At 66.7% G+C, this 23,121-nt stretch carries 21 protein-coding genes; 11 read left to right on the top strand and 10 right to left on the bottom strand.

Annotated elements, in window-relative coordinates; all coding sequences use genetic code 11:
* The first annotated feature begins 98 nt into the window (after window positions 1-98).
* The 7 genes from QTH97_RS18240 (at window position 99) to tkt (ending at window position 7,660) form a co-directional block, all read left to right on the top strand.
* Window positions 99-848 (top strand): SDR family NAD(P)-dependent oxidoreductase, encoded by a 750-nt coding sequence (locus QTH97_RS18240; protein ID WP_286569797.1) that lies wholly within the window; start codon window positions 99-101, stop codon window positions 846-848.
* 31 nt (window positions 849-879) lie between these two features.
* Entirely contained in the window at window positions 880-1,860 is a 981-nt protein-coding gene (locus QTH97_RS18235; RefSeq protein WP_286569796.1) for a TRAP transporter substrate-binding protein, read from the top strand.
* Between the two features lie 133 nt (window positions 1,861-1,993).
* Window positions 1,994-2,509 carry a TRAP transporter small permease gene (locus QTH97_RS18230; protein WP_286569795.1) on the top strand — a complete coding sequence of 172 codons (516 nt, stop codon included), beginning with the start codon at window positions 1,994-1,996 and terminating at the stop codon, window positions 2,507-2,509.
* A gap of 2 nt (window positions 2,510-2,511) precedes the next feature.
* Entirely contained in the window at window positions 2,512-3,771 is a 1,260-nt protein-coding gene (locus QTH97_RS18225; protein WP_286569794.1) for a TRAP transporter large permease, read from the top strand.
* A gap of 33 nt (window positions 3,772-3,804) precedes the next feature.
* Entirely contained in the window at window positions 3,805-4,644 is an 840-nt protein-coding gene (locus tag QTH97_RS18220; protein ID WP_286569793.1) for a transketolase, read from the top strand.
* Window positions 4,644-5,648, top strand: coding sequence for a transketolase family protein (locus QTH97_RS18215; RefSeq protein WP_286569792.1), 1,005 nt, complete (start codon window positions 4,644-4,646; stop codon window positions 5,646-5,648). The genes QTH97_RS18220 and QTH97_RS18215 overlap by 1 nt, the downstream gene beginning before the upstream one ends.
* Before the next feature lie 8 nt (window positions 5,649-5,656).
* Window positions 5,657-7,660 (top strand): transketolase, encoded by a 2,004-nt coding sequence (gene tkt / locus QTH97_RS18210; protein WP_286569791.1) that lies wholly within the window; start codon window positions 5,657-5,659, stop codon window positions 7,658-7,660.
* Between the two features lie 206 nt (window positions 7,661-7,866).
* Here the strand turns inward: tkt and QTH97_RS18205 are convergent, their stop codons facing one another.
* Window positions 7,867-9,093, bottom strand: a complete 1,227-nt coding sequence (locus QTH97_RS18205; RefSeq protein WP_286569790.1) for a DEAD/DEAH box helicase — start codon at window positions 9,091-9,093, stop codon at window positions 7,867-7,869.
* A 129-nt stretch (window positions 9,094-9,222) separates the two neighbouring features.
* On the opposite strand from QTH97_RS18205, the gene QTH97_RS18200 reads away from it, so the two are divergent.
* From QTH97_RS18200 to QTH97_RS18185, 4 genes are all read left to right on the top strand, one after another.
* Window positions 9,223-9,438, top strand: a complete 216-nt coding sequence (locus QTH97_RS18200; RefSeq protein ID WP_286569789.1) for a DUF3820 family protein — start codon at window positions 9,223-9,225, stop codon at window positions 9,436-9,438.
* 228 nt (window positions 9,439-9,666) lie between these two features.
* Entirely contained in the window at window positions 9,667-10,065 is a 399-nt protein-coding gene (gene rbp / locus QTH97_RS18195; protein WP_286569788.1) for an RNA-binding regulator, read from the top strand.
* A 152-nt stretch (window positions 10,066-10,217) separates the two neighbouring features.
* The gene (locus tag QTH97_RS18190; RefSeq protein ID WP_286569787.1) at window positions 10,218-10,706 is read left to right on the top strand and encodes a tripartite tricarboxylate transporter TctB family protein; all 489 of its coding nucleotides are present in this window, start codon (window positions 10,218-10,220) and stop codon (window positions 10,704-10,706) included.
* 10 nt (window positions 10,707-10,716) lie between these two features.
* Entirely contained in the window at window positions 10,717-12,228 is a 1,512-nt protein-coding gene (locus QTH97_RS18185) for a tripartite tricarboxylate transporter permease (RefSeq protein WP_286569786.1), read from the top strand.
* A 157-nt stretch (window positions 12,229-12,385) separates the two neighbouring features.
* On the opposite strand, the gene QTH97_RS18180 is transcribed toward QTH97_RS18185, so the two are convergent.
* The 9 genes from QTH97_RS18180 to purT form a co-directional block, all read right to left on the bottom strand.
* Complete coding sequence (locus QTH97_RS18180; RefSeq protein WP_286569785.1) at window positions 12,386-13,558, bottom strand: ABC transporter substrate-binding protein; 1,173 nt, start codon at window positions 13,556-13,558, stop codon at window positions 12,386-12,388.
* 31 nt (window positions 13,559-13,589) lie between these two features.
* Entirely contained in the window at window positions 13,590-15,476 is a 1,887-nt protein-coding gene (locus QTH97_RS18175; protein WP_286569784.1) for an AMP-dependent synthetase/ligase, read from the bottom strand.
* The gene (locus QTH97_RS18170) at window positions 15,473-16,246 is read right to left on the bottom strand and encodes an ABC transporter ATP-binding protein (protein ID WP_286569783.1); all 774 of its coding nucleotides are present in this window, start codon (window positions 16,244-16,246) and stop codon (window positions 15,473-15,475) included. The genes QTH97_RS18175 and QTH97_RS18170 overlap by 4 nt, the downstream gene beginning before the upstream one ends.
* A gap of 532 nt (window positions 16,247-16,778) precedes the next feature.
* Window positions 16,779-17,594, bottom strand: a complete 816-nt coding sequence (locus QTH97_RS18165; protein WP_286569782.1) for an ABC transporter ATP-binding protein — start codon at window positions 17,592-17,594, stop codon at window positions 16,779-16,781.
* 138 nt (window positions 17,595-17,732) lie between these two features.
* Window positions 17,733-18,809, bottom strand: a complete 1,077-nt coding sequence (locus QTH97_RS18160; RefSeq protein WP_286569781.1) for a branched-chain amino acid ABC transporter permease — start codon at window positions 18,807-18,809, stop codon at window positions 17,733-17,735.
* A 162-nt stretch (window positions 18,810-18,971) separates the two neighbouring features.
* A complete protein-coding gene (locus tag QTH97_RS18155) occupies window positions 18,972-19,847 on the bottom strand; it encodes a branched-chain amino acid ABC transporter permease (RefSeq protein WP_286569780.1) in 876 nt (291 codons plus the stop codon).
* 93 nt (window positions 19,848-19,940) lie between these two features.
* On the bottom strand, window positions 19,941-20,684 hold the full coding sequence (locus QTH97_RS18150) for a helix-turn-helix domain-containing protein (protein ID WP_286569834.1): 744 nt from the start codon (window positions 20,682-20,684) through the stop codon (window positions 19,941-19,943).
* Between the two features lie 170 nt (window positions 20,685-20,854).
* Window positions 20,855-21,802 carry a LipP1 family hormone-sensitive lipase gene (gene lipP1, locus QTH97_RS18145; RefSeq protein WP_286569779.1) on the bottom strand — a complete coding sequence of 316 codons (948 nt, stop codon included), beginning with the start codon at window positions 21,800-21,802 and terminating at the stop codon, window positions 20,855-20,857.
* A gap of 26 nt (window positions 21,803-21,828) precedes the next feature.
* The gene (gene purT / locus QTH97_RS18140) at window positions 21,829-23,031 is read right to left on the bottom strand and encodes a formate-dependent phosphoribosylglycinamide formyltransferase (RefSeq protein ID WP_286569778.1); all 1,203 of its coding nucleotides are present in this window, start codon (window positions 23,029-23,031) and stop codon (window positions 21,829-21,831) included.
* Between the last annotated feature and the right edge of the window lie 90 nt (window positions 23,032-23,121).

Raw genomic sequence — 23,121 nt, 5'->3', positions numbered from 1 at the left:
AAGGCGATTCACTCATCGCTGAAAAAGTGTCGTTTGTCTTCATGCGTGCGGGTGTCCATAGTTACCCCCATCCCGCACACACCCACAGGAGACACACCGTGCTGCTTACCGATCGCGTCGCCCTCATCACCGGCGGTGCCGGCCTCAACGGCCTTGGATTCGCCACCGCCCGCCTGCTCGCCTCGCACGGCGCGCTAGTCGTCATCACCGATCTCGAAGCCGCGACGCCGGCGCAGGCCGCCGCCCGGCTCGGCGACAACCACCTGGGGCTGGTCGCGAACGTCACCGTCAAGTCCGAGATCGACACGGCGGTGGCGCGCGTGGTCGAGCGATTCGGCCGCATCGACATCCTCGTCAACAACGCAGGCATCACCCAGCCGCGCAAGACGGTGGACATCACGGGTGCCGACTATGACGCCGTGCTCGACGTCAGCCTGCGCGGCACGCTGCTCGCCTCGCAGGCGGTGATCCCGCACATGCAGCGCCAGAAGAATGGTTCGATCGTCTGCATCTCGTCGGTCTCGGCACAGCGCGGCGGCGGCATCCTGGGCGGCCCGCACTATTCGGCGGCCAAGGCGGGCGTGCTCGGGCTGGCCCGCGCCATGGCGCGCGAACTGGGAGCCGACGGCATCCGCGTCAACTCGATCGCGCCCGGCCTCATCAGCACGGACATCAACAAGGACAAGCTGACCGACGAGCGCAAGGCGCAGATCGCCGCCGACATCCCCATCGGCCGCCTCGGCGTGCCCGCCGACGTCGCCGGCGCCTGCCTGTTCCTCGCCAGCGATCTGTCCGGCTATTGCACCGGCATCACGCTCGACGTGAACGGCGGCATGTTGATTCACTGAGTCCACCCATCACTACAACGGAGACAAGACCATGAAGCGCAGACATTTCGCCCTCCCCCTCCTCATCGGCGCACTGATGGCCTCGGGCCTTGCGTTCGCGCAGCAGGCCGTCAAGCTCACCCTGGGCCACGGCGCGGCGCCGGGCAATCCGCGCCATGAGGCGGCCGTGAAGTTCGCCGACACCGTCAAGGCCAAGACCAACGGCCGCTACGAGATCCAGGTGGCGCATTCCGCGCAGCTCGGGGACGACGCCGCCATGGTCACCGCCCTGCGTTCCGGCTCGCTCGACATCTCGGCCAACAGCCAGGGCGCGATGGCGAACGTGGTGCCGGAGTACGCGGCGCTGGGCCTGCCCTTCCTGTTCGCCGACATCCAGAAGGCCTGGCAACTGCTCGACGGGCCCATCGGCGAGGACCTGTCCAAGCGCACCGCCGCCAAGGGCATGGTCGTGCTGGGCTACTGGGACAACGGCATCCGCCACGTCACCAACAGCAAGCGGCCGATCAAGGCCCCGGCGGACGTCAAGGGCCTCAAGCTGCGCACGCCGCCCGATGCCATGACCATGGACATCATGCAGGCACTCGGCGCCGACGCGCAGCAGATCAAGTTCTCGGAGCTGTACGTCGCACTCCAGCAGGGCGTGGTGGACGGCCAGGAGAACCCGCTGACGAACATCTCGTCGGCCAAGCTGTACGAAGTGCAGAAGTACCTCTCGCTCACCGGCCACAAGTACGAAACCAATCCCTTCGTGATGAGCAAGCGCTCTTGGGACAAGTTGAGCCCTGCGGACCAGAAGGTGTTCACCGAAGCCGCGGCGGAGGCCACCCAGGTCCAGCGCAAGCTCTCCAAGGAGGCCGACGAGAAGCTCGTCGCCGAACTCAAGGGCAAGGGCATCCAGATCGACACGGTGGACCGCAAGGCCTTCGCCGAGGCGACGAAGTCGGTCTACACCAAGTGGGCCGCCGGCCCTGCGGGCGACTTCGTCAAGCGCGTCGTCCAGCAGGCGCAGTAACCCACACCACCATAACGCCGCAAAAACCAGGAATACCGCGGAACCGGCTTCGCCGGGCCGCCGGTATCGCCCCCGGCCGGGGGTCGAGAGCGACACGCAATGCGCGAGCCTGGGGGCGAGCAAGGAGACTTTCATGGCGATCCTACAAACCATCGACCGCTGCATCGGTGCCGCATGCAGGGGCGTTCTGTACCTCACGCTGGCCGTCGTGTTCGTGATCCTCAGCGCGAACGTGGCGCTGCGCTATGTGGCTGGCACCAGCCTCGCGTCGGCTTCCGAGCTGCCGGAGCTGATGTTCCCGTGGCTCATCATGGCCGGCGTGGTGCTGGCCGCCCAGCATGGCTCCCACATCGCCGTCGTGCTCCTCACGCAGAAGCTCGGCGCCGCGCGGCGCTGGGTGCTGGCGGGCGGATCGATCGCCGTGGCCGTGCTCTACCTTTCGCTCACGGTCGCGGCCTGGCCGCTGGCGGAGATCGCAGCCGACGAGCGCAGTCCGATGCTGCAAGTCCCCGGCTCGGTGAGCGTGTGGGCCCTGATGCTGGGCTTCACGCTGCTGAGCATCGTGACGCTGTGCAAGCTGCCCGAGATCTGGGCCGACGCCACCGTGGCGGAGCCCGAGGCCGCCGAAGCCCTCGCCCACGGAGCCTGACCATGACCGCACTGATCATTGCACTCTTCATCGTCACGGCGCTGCTGTCGATCCCGATCGCCCATGCGCTGGTCCTGGCCTCCGTCGGCGGGCTGCTCATCATCGACAAGGTGCCGGTGCACCTGGCGATCGAGCAGATGATTTCGCAGACGCAGAGCTTTCCGCTGATCGCCATTCCCTTCTTCATGATGACCGGCGCGCTGATGGTCAGCGGCAAGCTGGGCCAGAGCCTGGTGACCCTGCTGTCGATGATGATCGGTCGCGTGCACGGCGGGCCGGCCCAGGTCGGCGTGCTTTCGTCGACGATCTTCGGCGGCGTCTCCGGCTCGGCCGTGGCCGATGCCTCGGCGATCGGCTCGATGCTGATCCCATGGCTCAAGAAGCTGGGCTACCCGGCGCCGTTCGCGGCCGGAACGCTCGCCGCGGCGGCGACCATCGACATCCTGATCCCGCCGTCCATCCCGATGATCGTGTATGCGCTGGTCTCCGGTGCATCGATCGGCGCGCTGTTCGTGGCGGGCATCCTGCCGGGCCTGCTGATGTGCGCGGGCTTCATGGCCGTGTGCTACGTGCAGGGTCGCCGCCGCGGCTTTCCCCGCGACACCACGCCCTTCGAGTGGCCCCTGTTCTGGCGCCAGCTCGCCCACGCGGGGCCCGCGCTCGCGATGCCGGTGCTGATCATCGTCTTCCTGCGCTTCGGCATTGCGACGCCGACCGAAGTGAGCGTCATGTCCACGCTGTACGCCCTGGTCGTGGCGGTCGTGGTCTACCGCGACCTGACCCTGGCCAAGCTGAAGCACGCAGCCATCGAGGCGGGCATCTCCACCGGTGTCGTGCTGCTGATCATCATGGCTTCGAGCGTGGTCGGCTGGATCGTCACCTACGAGCAACTGCCGGCCGAGTTCACGCGCTTTGCCAAGGAAACGCTGCAATCGCCCTGGCTGATCATCCTGGCGATGAACCTGATCATGCTGGCCACCGGCATGTTCATCGACCTGCCCGCGGCCGTGCTGCTGCTCACGCCGATGTTCGTCCCGCTGGCCTCGGCGGTCGGCATGGACGCCGTGCAGCTCGGGATCATGATGATCGTCAACCTCTCCATCGGCCTGTACCACCCGCCGATCGGCACCACGCTCTTCATCACCAGCACCATCGCCAAGGTGCGCATCGGGGATGTGGTGAAAGAACTGATTCCCTTCTATTTCGTGGCGATCGGATTGCTGCTGGGCTTCGCCTACCTGCCCTGGCTCACGATCCGCTGACCTCCGCCCCCGCCCTTCATCCAAAGGAACACCATGTCTGATCCATCGAAGCTTTCCGAGCGCGCCTACCGCATCCGGCGCTATGCCCTGCGCATGGGCGAGGTGCAGGGCCAGGGCTACATCGGCCAGGCGCTGGGCTATGCCGACGTGCTGGCCGTGGCCTACGGCCATGCCATGAAGTACCGGCCGGAAGATCCGCAATGGGAGTCGCGCGACCGCTTCCTGCTCTCGCACGGCCACTACGCCATCGCCTTCTACGCCGCGCTGATCGAGGCCGGGATCATCCCCGAGGAGGAACTCGAGACTTACGGCAGCGATGACAGCCGCCTCCCCATGTCCGGCATGGCGACCTATACGCCCGGCATGGAGATGTCCGGCGGATCGCTGGGCCAGGGCCTGCCGATCGCCGTCGGCATGGCGCTCGCCCTGCGCCACAAGGGCAACCCGGCCTTTGTCTACAACTCGATGTCGGACGGCGAGCTCGATGAAGGTTCGACCTGGGAGGCGGCCATGGGGGCGGCGCATCACGGCCTCGGCAACCTGGTCTGCCTGGTCGACATCAACAACCAGCAGGCCGACGGCCCCTCGGGCAAGGTGCTGGGCTTCGAGCCGCTCGCCGACAAGTGGGCCGCGTTCGGCTGGCACGTGCAGCGGATCGACGGCAACGACCTCCCGGCGGTGGTGGCCGCCTTCGATGCCGCGCGTGCGCTGACCGATGCGAAGCCGCGCGTGATCCTGGTCGACACGCTGATGGGCAAGGGCGTGCCCTTTCTCGAGGAGCGCGAGAAGAACCATTTCATCCGCGTCGATCCGCCCGAGTGGCAACAGGCGATCGCGCACCTGGACCAGGCCCGGCACGAAGGAGCACTCTGATGACCGCGACGACCGAGAAGAAGCCACGCCTCACGACCTCGGCGATGATCGCCTCGATCGCCAGCGAAGGGCAGCGCGTGAAGGCCGCGCCCTTCGGCAAGGCCCTGGTGGAACTGGGGCGCGAGCGCCCGGAGATCGTCGGCATGACGGCGGACCTCGCCAAGTACACCGACCTGCACCTGTTCGCGCAGGCCTATCCCGAGCGCTTCTTCCAGATGGGCATGGCCGAGCAGTTGCTCATGGGTGCCGCCGGCGGCATGGCCAAGGAGGGATTCGTCCCGTTCGCGACCACCTACGCCGTCTTCGGCACGCGCCGCGCCTACGACTTCGTGCACCAGGTGATCGCGGAAGAGAACCTCAACGTGAAGATGTGTTGCGCCCTGCCGGGCCTCACCACGGGCTACGGGCCCAGCCACCAGGCGACGGAGGACCTGGCGATGATGCGCGGCATCCCGGGCATGACCATCGTCGACCCCTGCGATGCGCTGGACATCGAGCAGGCGGTGCCGCAGATTGCCGCCCATCAAGGGCCCGTGTACATGCGGCTGCTGCGCGGCAACGTGCCGCTCGTTCTCGACGAGTACGACTACAAGTTCGAGCTCGGCAAGGCCAAGCTGCTGCGCGGCGGGAAGGACGTGCTGATCATCGCCAGCGGCTTCATGACCATGCGCTCGCTGGAGGTGGCCGACGCCCTGCGCCGCGACAGCGTGGACGCGGCCGTATTGCACGTGCCGACCATCAAGCCGCTGGACGAGGCAACCCTCCTGCGCGAAGTGAAGCGGGAAGGCCGCCTGGTCGTGGTCGCCGAGAACCACTCGGTCATCGGCGGGCTCGGCGAGGCGGTGGCCGGCCTGCTGCTGCGCAGCGGCAATGCACCGGCGCAGTTCCGCCAGATCGCGCTGCCCGACGCCTTCCTCGATGCCGGTGCGCTGCCGACCCTGCATGAGCGCTACGGCATCTCCGCCGAAGCGATGGTCTCGCAGATCAAGGGCTGGCTGGGCTGAGGTGGGCCATGACGTCCCACGCACTCGCGCCGCTGGCGCATGCCATCCGCTTCCTTTCGATCGATGCCATCGTGCGTGCCACCGAGGGGCACCAGGGCGTGCCGCTCGGCATGGCCGAGATCGCGACGGCGCTGTACACGCGCCACCTGAAGTTCAACCCGGCCGACCCGACCTGGCCGGACCGCGATCGCGTGGTGCTGTCGAACGGCCATGGCTCGATGCTGCTGTATTCGCTGCTGTACCTGACGGGCTACCAGAACATCTCGCTGGAACAGGTCCAGGGCTTTCGAGAGTTCGGCTCGCGCTGCGAAGGCCATCCGGAGTTCGATCCGTCGAGCGGCATCGAAGTCACGACCGGGCCGCTCGGCCAGGGCATCGCGAACGCCTTCGGCATGGCGGTGGCCGAGGCCTATCTCGGCGCGCGCTTCGGCTCGGGTCTGGTCGACCACTTCACCTATGCATTCGTCGGCGACGGTTGCCTGCAAGAGGGCATCGGCCAGGAAATGATCTCGCTGGCGGGACATCTGCGGCTGGGCAAGCTGATCCTGCTGTGGGACGACAACCGCATCACGGATGACGGCAGCACCGCGCTCTCGATCAGCGAGGACGTCGCGGAGCGATTCCGCGTCGCCCACTGGCACGTGATCGAGGTCGATGGCCACGACATCGAGGCGGTGGCCGAAGCCCTCTCCCTTGCGCGGCAGGACCCGCGCCCGTCCATGATCGCCTGCCGCACGGTGATTGCGCGCGGCATCGCGAGGCTCCAGGGCCAGCGTGGCGGCCACAGCGCGAGGCTGTACCCCGAAGACGCCGATGCCGCGCGACAGGCGCTCGACTGGCCCGGCGCGCCGTTCGAGGTGCCGGCACCGGTGCTCCAGGCCTGGCGAGACGCCGGGCGCCGGAGCACGCCGACCTACGACGAGTGGCAGCGCAGGCTGGCCGGCTTGCCGGCGGCCGATCGCGCCGAGTTCGAGCGGGTCATGGCCGGCGACTTGCCGCTGGATTGGCGCGACGTGCTGCACAGCTACAAGCGCCGCATGCTCGACAGCGACGACCAGTCGCAAGGGGGCATCCTGATTTCGGCCGAGATCAACGACCTGCTCACCGACGTACTGCCCGAGCGCATGGTCGCCTGCGCCGACCTCGAAGCGCCGACCAGCCACAAGCGCCGCCTGAACGCCTTCACGGCCGACGACCGCGGCGGCGCGTACGTGCACTGCGGCGTCAGGGAACACGTGATGGGCGCGATGGCCAACGGCATGGCGGCGCACGGCGGAGTCATCCCCCTGAGCGTCACCTACCTCGCCTTCTCCGACTACGAGCGACCCGCGATGCGCATGGCCGCATTGATGGGGCTGCCGGTGAAGTTCGTTTTCAGCCACGATTCGATCGGCCTCGGCAAGAACGGGCCGACGCATCAGCCGGTGGAGATCCTCGCGTCTTTGCGCGCCATGCCGAACATGCTGGTGTTCCGCCCGGCCGACGCGGTCGAGGCAGCCGAATGCTGGGAGGCGGCACTCGAGCATCGCAGCGGGCCATCGAGCCTGGTGTTCGCGCGACAGGCGCTGCCCCGGGTCCGCCGCCGCAATGCCGGCGACGACAACAGCAACCGGTCGCGCCGCGGCGCCTACGTGCTGGCTGCGGCGGAAGGCGGCGTGCGCGCGACGGTGACGCTCGTCGCGACAGGTTCCGAAGTCGCACTCGCTCTCCAGGCCCGCGACGCGCTGCAATCCGACCGGATTCCGACGGCCGTGGTGTCGATGCCGTGCTGGGAACTGTTCGAGGCACAGGACGATGCCTACCGGGCCTCGGTATTGCCCGGCGGCACCGTGCGGATCGGCGTCGAAGCTGCGCTGCGCTTCGGCTGGGACCGCTGGCTTGGCGAGAGGGGCGGCTTCGTCGGCATGACGGGCTTCGGTGCCTCCGGCCCCGCCGATGTCCTGTACAGGCACTTCGGCATCACGCCAGATGCGATCGTGGCCGAGGCTCGGCGGCTTCTCAAGGCGGGGTGAGGCTCGCCCCCAGGCTTGCCCACTTCGTGTGGCCGCCTACCCCCTGCCGGGGGCAATACCGGCGGCCCGGCCAAGCCGGTTCCGCGGTATTACTGAACTCGCCCCCAGGCTTGCTCACTTCGTGTAGCCGCCAACCCCCTGCCGGGGGCAATGCCGGCGGACCGGCTAAGCCGGTTCCGCGGTATTCCTGGGATTGGGCATGGCGGTCAACGCGCGGCGGCGCGCAGCTTGTCCTTCTTGCTGGGGCGCTTGCCCTTGATGCCGCCGGTGCCCGCGGTTGCGGGCACGGCGGTTTCGACGGGCTCGAAGCCTGCCACGCGCTCGCGCGGGACGTTGAGGCCCTGGCGTTTTTCGATGAGCCTGAAGTGCGCCTCGGTGGCCGCGCTGACGAAACTCACGGCCAAGCCGCTCTCGCCTGCGCGGCCGGTGCGGCCGATGCGGTGCACGTAGTCGACGGCCGAACGCGGCAGGTCGTAGTTCACCACCACGGGGAGCTGGGCGACGTCGATGCCGCGCGCGGCGAGATCGGTCGCGACGACCACCTGCACCCTGGACGCCTTGAAGTCGGTGAGCACCTGCGTGCGCTTGCCTTGGCTGAGCAGGCCGTGGAAAGGCTCGGCCTCGATACCGGCCTTGCGCAGCTTGTCGGCCACGATCTCCGAGGCGTGCTTGGTGGCGACGAACACGAGCACGCGGGTCCAGCCGCTGTCCTTGACCAGCTGGCGCAGCAGTTGTGTGCGCCGCGCGGCATCGACCTCGATCGCGCGTTGCAGGATGGCGGGCTCCTCCGCCGCTTCGGACTGCACTTCGACGCGCACCGGGTCGTTGAGCAGTCCGTCCGCCAGCGACTGGATCGCCTGCGGGAAGGTGGCCGAGAACAACAGGTTCTGCCGCTCCTTCGGCAGCAGCGCGAGGATGCGTCCGAGCTCATCCGCAAATCCGAGATCGAACAGACGGTCGGCCTCGTCCAGAACCAGCGTCGACACCGAGGACAAGCGCAGCGCGCGGTGGTCGATCAGGTCCAGCAGCCGGCCCGGCGTGGCGATCATCACGTCGGCGCCGCCGCGCAGCGCCATCATCTGCGGGTTGATGGAGACGCCGCCGAAAGCGACGGCGATCTTCACCGGTACCGGCAGGTGCTGCGCCAGGCCGCGCATCGACTCGCCCACCTGCGCCGCCAGTTCGCGCGTGGGCACGAGAATCAGCGCTTGCAGGCGCCGCGGCGACGAGCGTGGCTCACGCGCCAGCCGCTGCAGCAGGGGCAGCGAGAATGCCGCCGTCTTGCCGGAGCCGGTCTGGGCCGCGCCCAGCAGGTCCCGCCCTTGCAGGATCGCCGGGATGGCTTCGAGCTGGATGGCCGTGGGCGCGACGTAGCCCTTGTCAGCGGCGGCACGCACCAGGGCAGGATCGAGTCCCAGGGATTGGAATGGCATGAAGAAGCGGGCCTGAATGGAGCCGATGAATGGAAAAGCGAGGGTCGCAGAGATGAAGGAGCATAGCCACCATGGGCTGCCGGACCGTTTCCAAGTCGAACACCGCGGCGCGAAAGCGCGGAGCTTGCCGTGAAGCCGGACGACCTGGAACGTCTGGTGACCCTCGAAATGCCCTTCGGCAAATACAAGGGCCGTGTCATCGCCGATCTGCCCGGCAACTACCTCACCTGGTTCGCGCGCGAGGGTTTTCCCGCAGGAGAGATTGGCCGTTTGCTCGCCCTGATGCACGAAATCGACCACAACGGGCTCAAGGCGCTGCTGAATCCGCTCCGAAAAAGGCCCTGAATCGCGAATACGTCGCAAATACGGTTCACACGGATACAAATAGGTTCAAAAATAAAAAGCATTTCACCCAAAAGTTCCATAGTGAAGGAAAATGCCGGGACGTCGCGGCCACTCGTTGCCCGCGCGTGATCCGGGTGATCGGTCAGTTTCGCGCCACAGCGCTGTTTAGTTTGTTGTGATTCTGGGACTCCATCGCTTTGTCTGTTAGGTTTGATTAGGAGTCCCTCCATGGGCAAGAAACTTTACGTAGGCAACCTCGCCTATTCCATCCGCGACAACGACCTCGAACAGGCCTTCGGCCAGTACGGTTCGGTCGCCAGCGCCAAGGTCATGATGGAACGCGACAGCGGTCGCTCCAAGGGCTTCGGCTTTGTCGAAATGGGCACCGACGCGGAAGCGCTGGCAGCCATCGAAGGCCTGAACGGCCAAGCGCTCGACGGCCGCAGCCTGACCGTCAATGAAGCCCGTCCGATGGAGCCCCGTTCGCCCGGCGGCTTCGGCGGCGGCGGTGGCCGCAGCGGCGGCGGTGGTTACGGTGGCGGCGGTGGTGGCGGCGGCTACGGCGGCGGCAACCGCAGCGGCGGTGGCGGCTACGGCGGCGGCGGCGGTGGCCGCGGCGGCTACTAAGCCCTCGTCAGCACACACGGCAAAAAGGCTCCTTCGGGAGCCTTTTTCATTGGGCACCGCATCCCTGTACGTGGAAGTCCGTACAGCAGCGGTCAGTGAACAGTCAGGCGCAGACGACGACCCTCGAAGGCTCATCAACGAGGGTCGAGACAATGCGTATCAAGAGTCAGGCTGACTTCTTTTCAGGAGTCATGTTCACAGCGGTGGGGGGCGCCTTTGCCATAGGCGCCACCACCTACAACATCGGCGACGGGGCCCGCATGGGGCCCGGCTACTTTCCGCTCATGCTGGGAATCCTGCTGGCGATCCTCGGCGCACTGGTGATGTTCCAGTCGCTGGTGGTCGAGACGGCCGACGGCGACCCGATCGGCAAATGGGCCTGGAAGCCGCTGTTCTTCGTCATCGCGGCCAACCTCGCCTTCGGCGTTCTGCTCGGCGGCCTGCCGAGCGTCGGCGTGCCGGCGATGGGCATGATCATCGCGATCTACGCGCTCACCATCATCTCCAGCCTCGCGGGCGAGCACTTCAAGCTGCGCGACGTGCTGGTTCTCTCGACCATCCTGGCGGCAGGCAGTTATGTGGCGTTCATCTGGGCGCTCAAGTTGCAGATCCAGGTCTGGCCCACCTTCGTTTCGGGCTGAGGAGACCTTCATGGATCTGATTCACAACCTTGCGACCGGCTTCGGCGTCGCCTTCACGCTCACCAACCTGCTGTACTGCCTGGTCGGCTGCATCCTGGGCACGCTGATCGGCGTGCTGCCGGGCATCGGCCCGGTCGCGACCATCGCGATGCTGCTGCCCGCCACCTACGCGCTGCCCCCCGTGTCGGCGCTGATCATGCTGGCCGGCATCTACTACGGCGCGCAGTACGGAGGCTCCACCACCGCGATCCTGGTCAATCTGCCGGGCGAGTCATCCTCGGTGGTGACTTGCATCGACGGCTACCAGATGGCGCGGCAGGGCCGGGCAGGTCCCGCGCTGGCGGCTGCCGGCCTGGGTTCGTTCTTTGCAGGTTGCGTCGGCACGCTGATCCTGGCGGCCTTCGCACCGCCGCTGACCGAGCTGGCCTTCAAGTTCGGTCCGGCCGAATACTTCTCGCTGATGGTGCTGGGCCTGATCGGCGCGGTGGTGCTCGCTTCGGGCTCGCTGCTCAAGGCGGTCGCAATGATCGTGCTGGGCCTGCTGCTCGGCATCGTCGGCACCGACGTGAACTCGGGTGTCGCGCGATTCAGCTTCGACGTGCCGGAACTCACCGATGGCATCGGCTTCGTGGTGATCGCGATGGGTGTGTTCGGCTACGGCGAAATCATCGGCAACCTCTCGCAGCCGGATGAGGAGCGCGAGGTGTTCACCTCCGAGGTGAAGGGCCTGTGGCCGACCAAGGCGGACTTCAAGAACATGGCGCCTGCCGTCCTGCGCGGCACCACCCTGGGCTCCGCGCTCGGCATCCTGCCGGGTGGCGGCGCGCTGCTGGCTTCGTTTGCGGCCTATGCGCTGGAAAAGAAGATCCGCATGAAGCCCGGCGAAGTGGCTTTCGGCAAGGGCAACATCCGCGGTGTGGCATCGCCCGAGTCGGCCAACAACGCTGGCGCGCAGACCTCCTTCATCCCGCTGCTGACCCTGGGCATTCCGCCCAATGCCGTGATGGCGCTGATGGTGGGTGCGATGACCATCCACAACATCCAGCCCGGCCCGCAGGTGATGACCAGCAACCCCGAACTCTTCTGGGGCCTGATCGCCTCGATGTGGATCGGCAACGCGATGCTCATCATCCTGAACCTGCCGCTGATCGGCATGTGGATCAAGCTGTTGACGGTGCCCTACAAGTTCCTGTTCCCGGCCATCGTGCTGTTCTGCGCGATCGGGGTGTACTCGACCAACAACAACACCTTCGACATCTGGATGGTCGCGGCCTTCGGCTTCATCGGCTATCTCTTCATCAAGCTGCGGACCGAGCCGGCGCCGCTGCTGCTGGGCTTCATCCTGGGGCCGATGATGGAAGAGAACCTGCGCCGGGCGCTGCTGCTGTCGCGCGGCACGTGGAGCGTTTTCGTGACGCGGCCGCTGTCGGCCGGCTTGCTGGTGGCGGCGTGTCTGCTGCTGGGCATCGTGCTGCTGCCGTCGATCAAGGCGAAGCGCGAAGAGGCGTTCGTAGAGGACTGATGTCTCCCCCAGGTTGGCTCACTTCGTGTAGCCGCCCACCCCCTTCCGGGGGAGATACCTGCGGACCGGCGGAGCCGGTTCCGCGGTATCTCTGGAAGGGGAGCCTCAAAAAAAGCCGCCCTCGGGCGGCTTTTTGTTTGCGGGCTCATTCGCCGCGTCAGGGTGCCACGTAGTCCGATACGACTTTCCACTTGCCATCCACGATCTGCGACAGGCGCGACTGCTCGTTGCCGAGACGCTTGGTGGCGGTGAAGGTCATCTTCGGCGCGCCGAACATGTCCGGCTCGAAGGTGCTGCTGTCCATCGCCTTGATGAACGCGTCCGTCGTGAGGTTCGGCCCCGCCTTGTTCGCGGCCTGGATGAAGCTCTGCACGATCATGTAGCCGTAGACCGAGAACACCGTCGGGTCCTCGTTGAACTTGGTCTTGTACTTGTTGGCCCAGAAGCGCAGCGGCTGCGATTGCTCGTCCGTGTAGGGGTTCTGCACGGTCATGGTGGCGTAGATGCCGTCCATCGGCTTGCCGCCAAGCTTGTGAATCAGGTCGGTGTAGGCCGCGCTCGAACCGAGGAAGGTCGGGTTGAAGCCCGTCTTGCGCGCCTCGCCCACGGTCCCGATGGTCTCGCGGATGATGGTGCCGAGCACCACGAGGTCGCAGTTGGCGGCCTTCATCTTCGCGACTTGCGACGAAAAGTCGGTCGCGCCGCGCTTGAAGGAGGTCTTCTCGGTCAGCTCCAGGCCCGCGGTCTTCAGGCCGGCTTCGGCGCCGCGCTGCACTTCGAGTCCGAACTCGTCGTCCTGGTAGATGGTGCAGACCTTCTTGGCGCCCTTCTCCTTGATCATCTTCGGCAGCGCGATCCGGATCTGGTCGTAGTAGGTCGCCGCAAACGAATACTTGAGGCGGTTGAGCGGCTCGTACATCTCGCGCGCCGCCGTGATCGGGAAGAAGTTGACCACGTTCTTGTCGAACTGCACCGGCATCGCCGCCATGTTCTGAGCGGTGCCGATGTGGCCGGCCATGATGAAGATCTTGTCCTGGTTGACCAGCTTCTGCGCCGCCAGCACCGCCTTCTTGGGGTCGTAGCCCGAGTCCTCGACGAAGAGCTTGAGCTTGCGGCCGTTGACGCTGCCCTGCTCGTTGAGTTCGTCCACGCCCAGTTGCATGCCGTTGCGCGCCTGCTTGCCGAAGCCGGCGAGCGGACCGGAGAGGTCCTGGATCGTGCCGATCCTGATCTCGTCCTTGCTGACGCCCTGCTGCTGCGCCCCGGCCAGGCCGGAAACCAGCGCCAGGCCAGAGGCCGCGGCAAGGGGGATGAGTGACTTGATCTTCATATCCGCTGTCTCCTCTAGGTTGGCAAAAAAATCAGGCGTACATCGCCTCGATGCGCTCCGCGTACTTGGCCTGCACCAGCTTGCGCTTGAGCTTCATCGTGGGCGTGAGTTCTTCGTCCTCGGCGCTGAGCTGGGTTTCCAGCAGGAAGAACTTCTTGATCTGCTCGACCCGCGCGAACTTGGCATTGACGCGGTCGATCTCGGCCTGGATCAGGTCCTGCACTTCCTGCGTGCGCGTCAGGCTCTGGTAGTTGCTGAAGGGCACGTCGTGGTCCTGCGCGAATTTCTCGACGTTCTCCTGGTCGATCATGACGATCACCGTGAGGTAGGGCTTGGCATCGCCGATCACCACCGCGTCCGTGATGTAGGGGCTGAACTTGAGCTCGTTCTCCAGCTCGCTCGGGGTGATGTTCTTGCCGCCTGCCGTGATGATGATGTCCTTCATCCGGTCGGTAATGCGGAAATACCCGTCCTGGTCGACCGTCCCGACGTCGCCGGTGTGCAGCCAGCCGTCGGCGTCGATGGTTTCGGCGGTCTTCTCGGGCAGGTTGAGATAGCCCATGAACACGTTGGTGCCGCGCACCAGGATCTCGCCGGTGGCGGGGTCGATGCGCACTTCGTTGTAGCCCGCTGCCGGCCCGATGGCGCCGGGCTTGATGCGCGTCGCGGGCACGCCGGTGGAGGCGCCGCACGACTCCGTCATGCCCCAGACCTCCAGCATCGGCACGCCCAGCGCGAGATACCAGCGCACCAGGTCGGGCGAGATCGGCGCGGCGCCGGTCACGAGAAAGCGCGCGCGGTGGATGCCGATCAGCTTGCGCACGTTGTCCAGCGCGAGCCAGCGCGCGATGCGGAACTTGAAGCGCAGCATCGCGTCGACCGGTTGGCCGGCGAGCACGCGATCGGCGATGGCGGTTCCCACGCCGATGCTCCAGCCGTAGGCCGCCTGCTGCAGCGCGCTCGCTTCCTTGAGCGCGATCATCACGCCTGAGTAGAACTTCTCCCACACGCGCGGCACGGCGGTGAAGACGGTCGGCGCGATCTCGCGCACGTTTTCCGGCACGGTCTCGGGGTTCTCGACGAAGTTGAGGACGGAGCCGGTGTACATGGCGAAGTACTCGCCGCCCATGCGCTCGGCGATGTGGCACAGCGGCAGGAAGCACATGCGCTCGTCGTGCTCGTCCTGCGCGATCAGGGTGTTGTAGCCGCGCGCGGTGTAGACCAGCCCGCGATGGCTGTGCATCGCGCCCTTGGGCTTGCCGGTGGTGCCGGAGGTGTAGACGAGGATGGCGAGGTCCTCGGGGCGGCAGGCGGCGACGCGCTGCTCCAGTTCCTGCGGATGGCTCTTCAGGTAGTCGCGCCCCAGCTCGCGCAGGGCATCGAGGCTCATCACATCGGTCTCGCGCAAGTCGCGCAGGCCTTCCATGTCGAACACGATGATCTTGCGCAGCAATGGCAGGGCGCCGCGCACTTCGAGCGCCTTGTCGAGCTGCTCGTCGTCCTCGACGAAGAGGACGGTGGTGCGCGAGTCTTCGCACAGGTAGTGCACCTGCGATGCGGCGTCGGTCGGATAGATGCCGTTGGAGACGCCGCCGCAGCTCAGTACGGCCACGTCGCACAGTACCCATTCGACGACGGTGTTCGACAGGATGGAAGCGCATTCGCCGGAGGCAAAGCCGATGGCCATCAGCCCGCCGGCGATCTCTCGCACGGCGTCGGCGGTCTGCTGCCACGTCCACGTGCGCCAGATGCCAAACTCCTTCTGGCGCATCCACACGTTGTCGGCGCGCAGGCGGGCCGCGTTCCAGAACATGGCGGGAATGGTGTCGCCGGGGACCGCGATGGTCTGCCGGGGCTGGAGGTGCTCCAGGTCCCACAGGCCGGCGGGTGCCTTTGCTCGCATGGCGTTGTTCTTCATCTCCAGGTCTTCTTTTTCTTCCAGCGCCGCTCGCCGCGCACGCCGTCGTCCTTGAGGCCGAGGTAGAACTCCTTGATGTCCTCTTTCTCGCGCAGGCGGTCGCAGGTGTCCTCCATGACGATGCGGCCGTTCTCGAGGACGTAGCCATAGTCGGAGGCATTGAGCGCCATGTTGGCGTTCTGCTCGACCAGCAGGATGGTGGTGCCGCGCTCGCGGTTGATGCGCACGACGATCTCGAAGATTTCCTTGGTGAGCTTGGGGGACAAGCCGAGGCTGGGCTCGTCGAGCAGGATGAGATGCGGCGCGGCCATGATGGCGCGCGAGATGGCGAGCATCTGCTGCTGGCCGCCGGAGAGCAGGCCGGCGTCCTGCGTCGCGCGCTCTTTCAGGATGGGGAAGTACGTGTAGACCGTTTCGATGTCGCGGGCCACGCCGTCGCGGTCCTTGCGGGTGTAGGCGCCCATCAGGAGGTTGTCGCGCACCGACAGCAGCGGGAACACTTCGCGACCTTCGGGGACATGGCTCAGGCCCTGCTGGACGATGTATGCGGGGTCCTTGGCGGTGATGTTCTGGCCCTGGAATTCGATGCTGCCCTTTCGGGGGTCGATGATTCCGGAGATGGTCTTCAGGATCGTTGTCTTGCCTGCGCCGTTGGAGCCCAGGACCGTGGCGATTTCTCCTGCGCGGACCTTGAGGCTGACGCCTCGGATGGCCTTGATGGGGCCGTAGGCGCTTTCTACGTTCAGTAGCTGGAGGACTGTTTCGCTCATGTTCGGGCGCTCCACGGTGACGGTCGGGGGTGGCGACGGCGAGCGGTGTGCCCTGTGCCGGCCGACGTCACCGGCCCTTCGGGCTTCCCTGCGCTGCTCGCGGTACGCGGGGTCCGCGCAAACTCGCTTCGCTCAAACACGCGCGGCCCTTTTTCCGCGCACCGCTGCGCTGCTCGGCGGTGCCTCAACGGCCGGCCCAGGGCACACCGCCCGCCGTCGCAGGGACGCTGCAGTTGAACTGTCCGCTTCAACGGTAGTGATAACGCGCAGGCTACGGACGTTGGAGGCGCACTCGTCCGTCGCACACGCACGAAGCCCGGCATGCGGTGCGCGCTGGCCGACCCCTCTGCGCCGCTGAGGAGCGCAGCTTCAGGCGGAAAAAGGGCCGCGCGTGTTTGAGCGAAGCGAGTTTGCGCGGCCCCCGCCTGAAGCGAGCACCGCAAGGAAGCCCGAAGGGCCGGCGCAGCGGGGTCGGCCAGCGCGCACCGTATGCCGGGCGCCCTCCCATCGAACAAAGCGCCCGCAGCAACCACTACGCAACCCTCCGCAAACTACTCACGTCATCCACGGTCCCCAGATAGGCCTCGATCACCCGCGAATCCGACTGAACCTCACGCGGAGTTCCGGTAGCCAGCGCCTCCCCCATGTTCATCGCCAACACGCGGTCAGACACCTTGGACACGAGCGACATGTCGTGCTCCACCATCAGCACGGAGATGCCCAGCTCGTGCTGGATGTCCTGAATCCAGAACGCCATGTCCGCCGTCTCCTCCACATTGAGCCCCGACGATGGTTCATCGAGCAGCAGCAGCTTCGGCTCCGTGCACAGCGCACGCGCCAGCTCGACCACCTTTCGCACCCCGTAGGGCAGCCCCGCCACCATCGAGTCGCGGTGATGCTGCAAGTCCAGCAAGTCGATCACCTGCTCCGCCTTCTCGCGCGCCGCGATCTCCGCGCGGCGCGTCGCCGGGGTGAAAAACACCTCGCTCCAGAAGCCCGTCTTGCGATGCGTGTGCCGGCCGATCAACAGGTTGTGCAGGACGGTCGCATGCTCGAACAACTCGATGTTCTGAAAAGTTCGAGCGATGCCCAGCGCCGCGATCTCGTGCGGCGCCTGCTGCGTCAACGCGATCGGCTTGTCCTCGCCGTGCCAGACGATGTCGCCCGTAGTCGGGGTGTAGATCCGGCTGATCAGGTTGAAGACCGTCGTCTTGCCCGCACCGTTCGGACCGATCAGCGTGAAGACTTCGCCGCGCCGCACATCGAAGCTCACCTTGTTGACCGCGAGCACACCGCCGAAGCGCACGCTCAGGTCGTTGGCGGAGAGAAGAACGGCTGCATCACTCATCTCATCGCCCCACCGCGTTTGGCGGGACGCACACAAGCCCAGGAATCCCGCAGAACCGGCTCTGCCGGGCAGCCGGGATTGCCCCCCCTGGAAGGGGGTGTCTGAGCCACACGAAGTGGGCGAGGCTGGGGGTGAGCTTCATCTCAGGCGATCCGACTTGGTGAAGGACTTCTGCCGCTTGAACAAGCCCTTGCGATAGAAGGGAAAGAGTTGAAGCCACGTACGAATCTTGAGCCACCGCCCATACAGCCCGAGCGGTTCGAACAGCACGAACGCGATCAACACCAGCCCGTAGACAAGACCCTGCAAGCCCGGCGCCTGCCCCACCACCGGCGGCAACCAGTCCTTCCCCAACGCAATCAACTGCGGCATCGCGATCAGGAAAATCGCGCCGAGGAACGCGCCGTGCACCGAGCCCAGCCCGCCGATCACTACCAGCAACAGCAAATCGATCGACTGGAGAATGCTGAACTGGTCCGGCGAAATGAAGCTCAGCTTGTGCGCATACAACGCGCCGCCCAGACCCGCCAGTGCGGCCGAGATCGCGAACGACAGCGTCTTGTAGCGCGCCAGATGAATGCCCATGCTCTGCGCCGAAATCTCCGAATCGCGGATCGCGACGAAGGCGCGCCCGGTGGGCGAGCGCAGCAGGTTCAGGATCGCCAGCGTGCACAGCACCGCGACCAGCAGGCACACGAGATAGAAGCTCTCGCTCGACCCCACGTCGATGCCCAGCAGCTTGGGCGATTTCACATGCAGTCCCGAGTTGCCACCGGTGACGCTCTCCCACCGCGCGAACACCTCCTCTACGATGAAGCCGAACGCCAGCGTCGCGATGCCCAGGTAGATGCCCTTCACCCGCAAGGCCGGCAGCGCGACGACCACGCCCACCGCCGCCGACAGCGCCGCAGCCGCCACCAGCGCCAGTGGAAACGGCACGCCCAGGTTGTTCAGCACCGCCTGCGTGTAGGCCCCCGTGCCCAGGAAGGCTGCATGCCCGATCGAGAACTGCCCCGTGAAGCCCGCCAGCAGCATCAGCCCGAGCCCGACGATGCCGTAGATCAGCACGAAGGTCAGTTGCGCGAGCCAGTACTCCGGCAGCGCCCAAGGCGCCACGATCAGCGCCGCGCCCAGCAGGCTGTACCAGAAGACTTGGCCGCCGTGCCTGGCGAGGTCGATGTCCTGCGTGTAGCTGGTCTTGAAGATGTAGCGCATCTCAGATTTCCACCAAGGCGACCCAAGACCCACAACGCAGCAATCCAATGCAGCCCAGTCCAGGAACCCCGCGAAACCGGCTTTGCCGGGCCGCCGGGGTTGCCCCCGGAGAGGGGGTGGAGAGCGACACGAAGTGCGCGAGCCTGGGGGTGAGCTTCATCCTTAGACTTTCTTGCGCAGCTTCTCGCCGAAGAGGCCGTTGGGCTTCACCATCAGCATCACGAGCACCACGATGTACGGCGCCGTGTCCTTGAAGCCGTCCGGCAGGTAGAAGCCGGCGAACGACTCGACGATGCCAATGACCAGCCCGCCGACGATCGCGCCCGGCAGGCTGCCGAAGCCTCCCACCACCGCCGCCGGAAATGCCTTGAGCCCGATGAAGCCCATGTTCGCGTGCACGAAGGTGATCGGCGCCAGCAGCATGCCGGCGATCGCCGCGACCGCCGCCGCCAGCCCCCACACCAGCCCGTTGAGCCGCTTCACCGGAATGCCCATGTAGTACGCGGCCAGCTGGTTCTGCGAAGAAGCCTGCATCGCGATGCCGAGCTTGCTGTAGCGGAACATCGCGAACAGCAGCCCGCACAGCACTGCGGTCGCCACGATGATCGCCATTTGCTCCACGTTGACGACCAGCTCGCCGACCTTCCAGATCTGGTCCTTGTAGGGCACCGGCAGCGCGTGCGTCTCGGTGCCGATGGCGGGGATCATCGTGATCAGCCCACGCGCCACGTAGCCGATGCCGATCGTCAGCATCACGATCGAGAACTGCGGCTGCCCGAGGATCGGCCGGATCACCACCAGTTCCAGCAGCACGCCGAAGGCGATCATGGCGACCACCGCCAGCAACGCCGCGAGCCAGAACGGCAGCCCGAACAGCGTCATGCCCGCGAAGGCGCAGAACGCACCGAGCATCATGAGTTCGCCCTGGGCGAAGCTCACCGTTTCGGTGGCCTTGTAGATGAGCACGAACCCCAGCGCGATCAGACCATAGATGCAGCCTTGCGCGATGCCTGAGAGCAGGAGCTGGAGTATTTGCAAGGGGGTCTCGTTCGGGTTTCGCGGTTTATAGCGGTGAGCACTGCGCGCCACGCAGAGGGTTGTCCCGCATCCGGCGTAGCGCGGGCGTGCGCGTCATTGGTGCACGGCGAGCCGGCGCGAGCCCGCGAGGATGTCGCTGGGCCGCAGGCCGTAGACCTGGCGGATCGAGTGGCTGAAGTGGGTCGAGTCCGGGTAGCCGGTGTCGAGCGCGATGTCGGTCAGCGTGGCAGTCTGGCGCACGTGGCGCAGCAGGCTGCGGGCGCGCTTCCAGGCGCGGAAGGCGCGGAACGGCACGCCGGTCTCCTGCTTGAACAAGTGCAGGAAGCGGGAGAACGAGAGCTTCACCGCCGCTGCACATTCCTCGGCCGAGGTGGGCGCCGCCGGGTCGGCGTTGATGCGGTCCACCACGGCGCGGATTCGCGCATCGAGCGGGCGCGGTGCGAGCGGCTGGCCGAAGAAGAGCGTGTCGAAGTCGAAGCCGTCGAAGCTTTCGCGGCCGGACGCTTCGAGCAGGCGCGCATGCGCATCGCGGACGCGGCGGACGAACAGCGGCGCATGGACCGGCCCGCAATGCTGGAGGAAGTCAGGCAGCAGCGCGGGGTCGACGGATTCCGATTCGACGAGCAGATTGAGGATCAAGCGATGATCGGTCGCGACCTGATGCGGCACTTGCGGCGGCACCACCAGCAGCTCGCCGCTCTGCCATGCGCTGCCGCCGATGCGGAGGCGCAGCGGTGCGCCCGTCGGCGACACGTAGACGCCGTGGCCGCCAAGGCTGCGTTCCGCCGCCGCTCCAAGAAGTCCTGCATAGAACACGCGCTGCGTCGTGATCCACATGAGACGCTCGCCGTGGCTCCCGCGCGCCACGCCTGCCGGTTGTCTGGTCACCAAGATGCCCTTTCCTCCGCTTGGCGACGCTGGGCCTCAGGGCCCTCGTCGTTTCGGAGGATCGTAGCTGCGCAAGCGGAAACGGGGGTACCGTTTGCGCGGGGACTTTCCCTAGGGCACTAGGCTCGCGGCATCAGTGCGCGGCGCAGTTCGCCGGCGCACAGCGCCACGGCTGCATTGGCCTCGTCGAGCAGCCGGCCCATCGTGATGAAGCCGTGGATCTGGCGTTCGAAGCAGACGTAGGTCGCGCGGTTGCCCGCTTCAGTCAGCGCACGCGCGTAGTCGAGTCCTTCGTCGCGCAGCGGGTCGTAGCCCGCGGTCAGCACCAGCGCAGGCGGCAGGCCCGCGAGGTTCTTGTGAAGCAGCGGCGAAGCGCGCCAGTCGAGGTCATGCGCGGCGTCGGTGATGTAGTGGTCGTGGAAGTACGTGATCGTGTCGCGCGTCAGCACGTAGCCCTGCCCGTTCGTCTTGTGCGACGGGTGCCCGCGCCGCATGTCGGTCGCGGGATAGATCAGGAGCTGGAAGGCGATCGGCAGGTCGCCGGCGTCGCGCGCGTCCAGGGCGACCACGGCAGCGAGGTTGCCGCCGGCGCTGTCGCCGCCCACCGCCAGCCGGCCCGGGTCCACGCCGAGCGCGACGGCTTCCTTGCGCACCCAGCGCGTTGCCGCGAGCACGTCGTCCACGGCCGCGGGAAAGCGATGCTCCGGGCCCATGCGGTAGTCCACCGCCACCACGGCACAGCCCGAGAGGTTGGACAGTTCGCGGCACAGCGTGTCGTGCGTGTCGAGGTCGCCGATGGTCCAGCCGCCGCCGTGGTAGTAGACGAGCACCGGCAGCACCTGCTTCGCAGCCGAACCCAGAGGACGGTAGAGCCGCATCGGGATGGGGCCGTGCGGCCCTTCGGCGACCAGTTCGCGCACCTCGGCCACTTCGCCCGGGTCCGGCTGCGTGATGGCGCGCCGCTCGCGATAGAACTTGCGCGCATCGGTGTGCGGCAGTGTGTGGGTCGGCGGCACGCCGCGCTGGATGAGGAGATCGATGAAGGCCTGGGCTTGAGGATGCAGCATGGTCGCTCCGGGTGGGTGTTGATGAATCAGGCTCGGCGAGGCTTCACGCGCGACGCCGCTTCCTTGGCATTGCGTCGCGCGGCATCGACGTCGTCGGCATGCGCCAGCGCCACGCCCATGCGGCGCTTGACGAAGCTCTCGGGCTTGCCGAAGAGGCGCACATCGACACCCGGCACCGAGAGCGCTTCCGCCACTCCGTCGAAGGCGATGCCGGTGGCATCCACGCCGCCGTAGATGACGGCGCTGGCGCCCGGACTCTTGAGCGTGGTGTCGACCGGCAGGCCGAGGATGGCGCGGGCATGCAGCTCGAACTCGTTCTGCCATTGCGTCGCCATGGTCACCATGCCGGTGTCGTGCGGGCGGGGGCTGACTTCGCTGAACCAGACCTGGTCGCCCTTGACGAACAACTCCACGCCGAACAGCCCCTGACCGCCGAGGTCGGCCGTCACGGCCTGCGCGATCTGCTGCGCCTTCTGCAGCGCGGCCGGCGCCATCGGATGCGGCTGCCAGCTCTCGACATAGTCGCCGCTCACCTGGACGTGGCCGATGGGGTCGCAGAAGTGGGTCTGCACCACGCCGGCCCCGTCGAGCGCGCGCACGGTCAGCAGCGTGATCTCGTAGTCGAAGTCGATGAAGCCTTCGACGATCACCCTGCCGTGGCTCACCCGGCCGCCGGCCATGGCGTAGTCCCAGGCCTTCTGCACATCGGCCGGGCCGTCGATCTTGCTCTGGCCCTTGCCGGAGCTGCTCATCACGGGCTTGACGATGCAGGGGTAGCCGATGCCGCCGTCGATCGCGGCCTGCAGTTCGGCCAGCGAGTCGCAGAACTTGTAGGGGCTGGTCGGCACGCCCAGCGTCTCGGCGGACAGGCGGCGGATGCCTTCGCGGTCCATCGTGAGGCGCGCCGCCCGGGCGGTCGGGATCACGCGCACCACGCCGGCATCCTCGAGCTGCTGGAGCATGGGCGTGGCGATGGCCTCGATCTCGGGAACGACGAGCTGCGGCTTCTCGGCTTCGATCAGCGCCTGCAGCTGCGCCGGGTCGCTCATCGTGATGGTGCGCGCGTGGTGCGCCACCTGTTGGCCGGGCGCATTCTCGTAGCGGTCGACCGCGATGGTTTCCACGCCCAGGCGCTGGAGTGCGATCAGCACCTCCTTGCCGAGTTCGCCGCAGCCGAGGAGCATCACGCGGGTGGCGGAGGGAGAGAGGGGGGTGCCGAGGGTGGTCATGGTGCGGGTCCGAGGCTGGGGATCTGAACGCGGCACTTTAAATCACTCCCGCTGTCACACGCGGCAACGGTGCCGGGCGGCTGCTGTTTC

The organism is Variovorax gracilis (assembly GCF_030317115.1).
Taxonomy (GTDB): Bacteria; Pseudomonadota; Gammaproteobacteria; order Burkholderiales; family Burkholderiaceae_C; genus Variovorax; species Variovorax gracilis.
The sequence above is the reverse complement of the archived record's forward strand: the minus strand, read 5'-3'. Positions and strand labels throughout refer to the sequence as shown.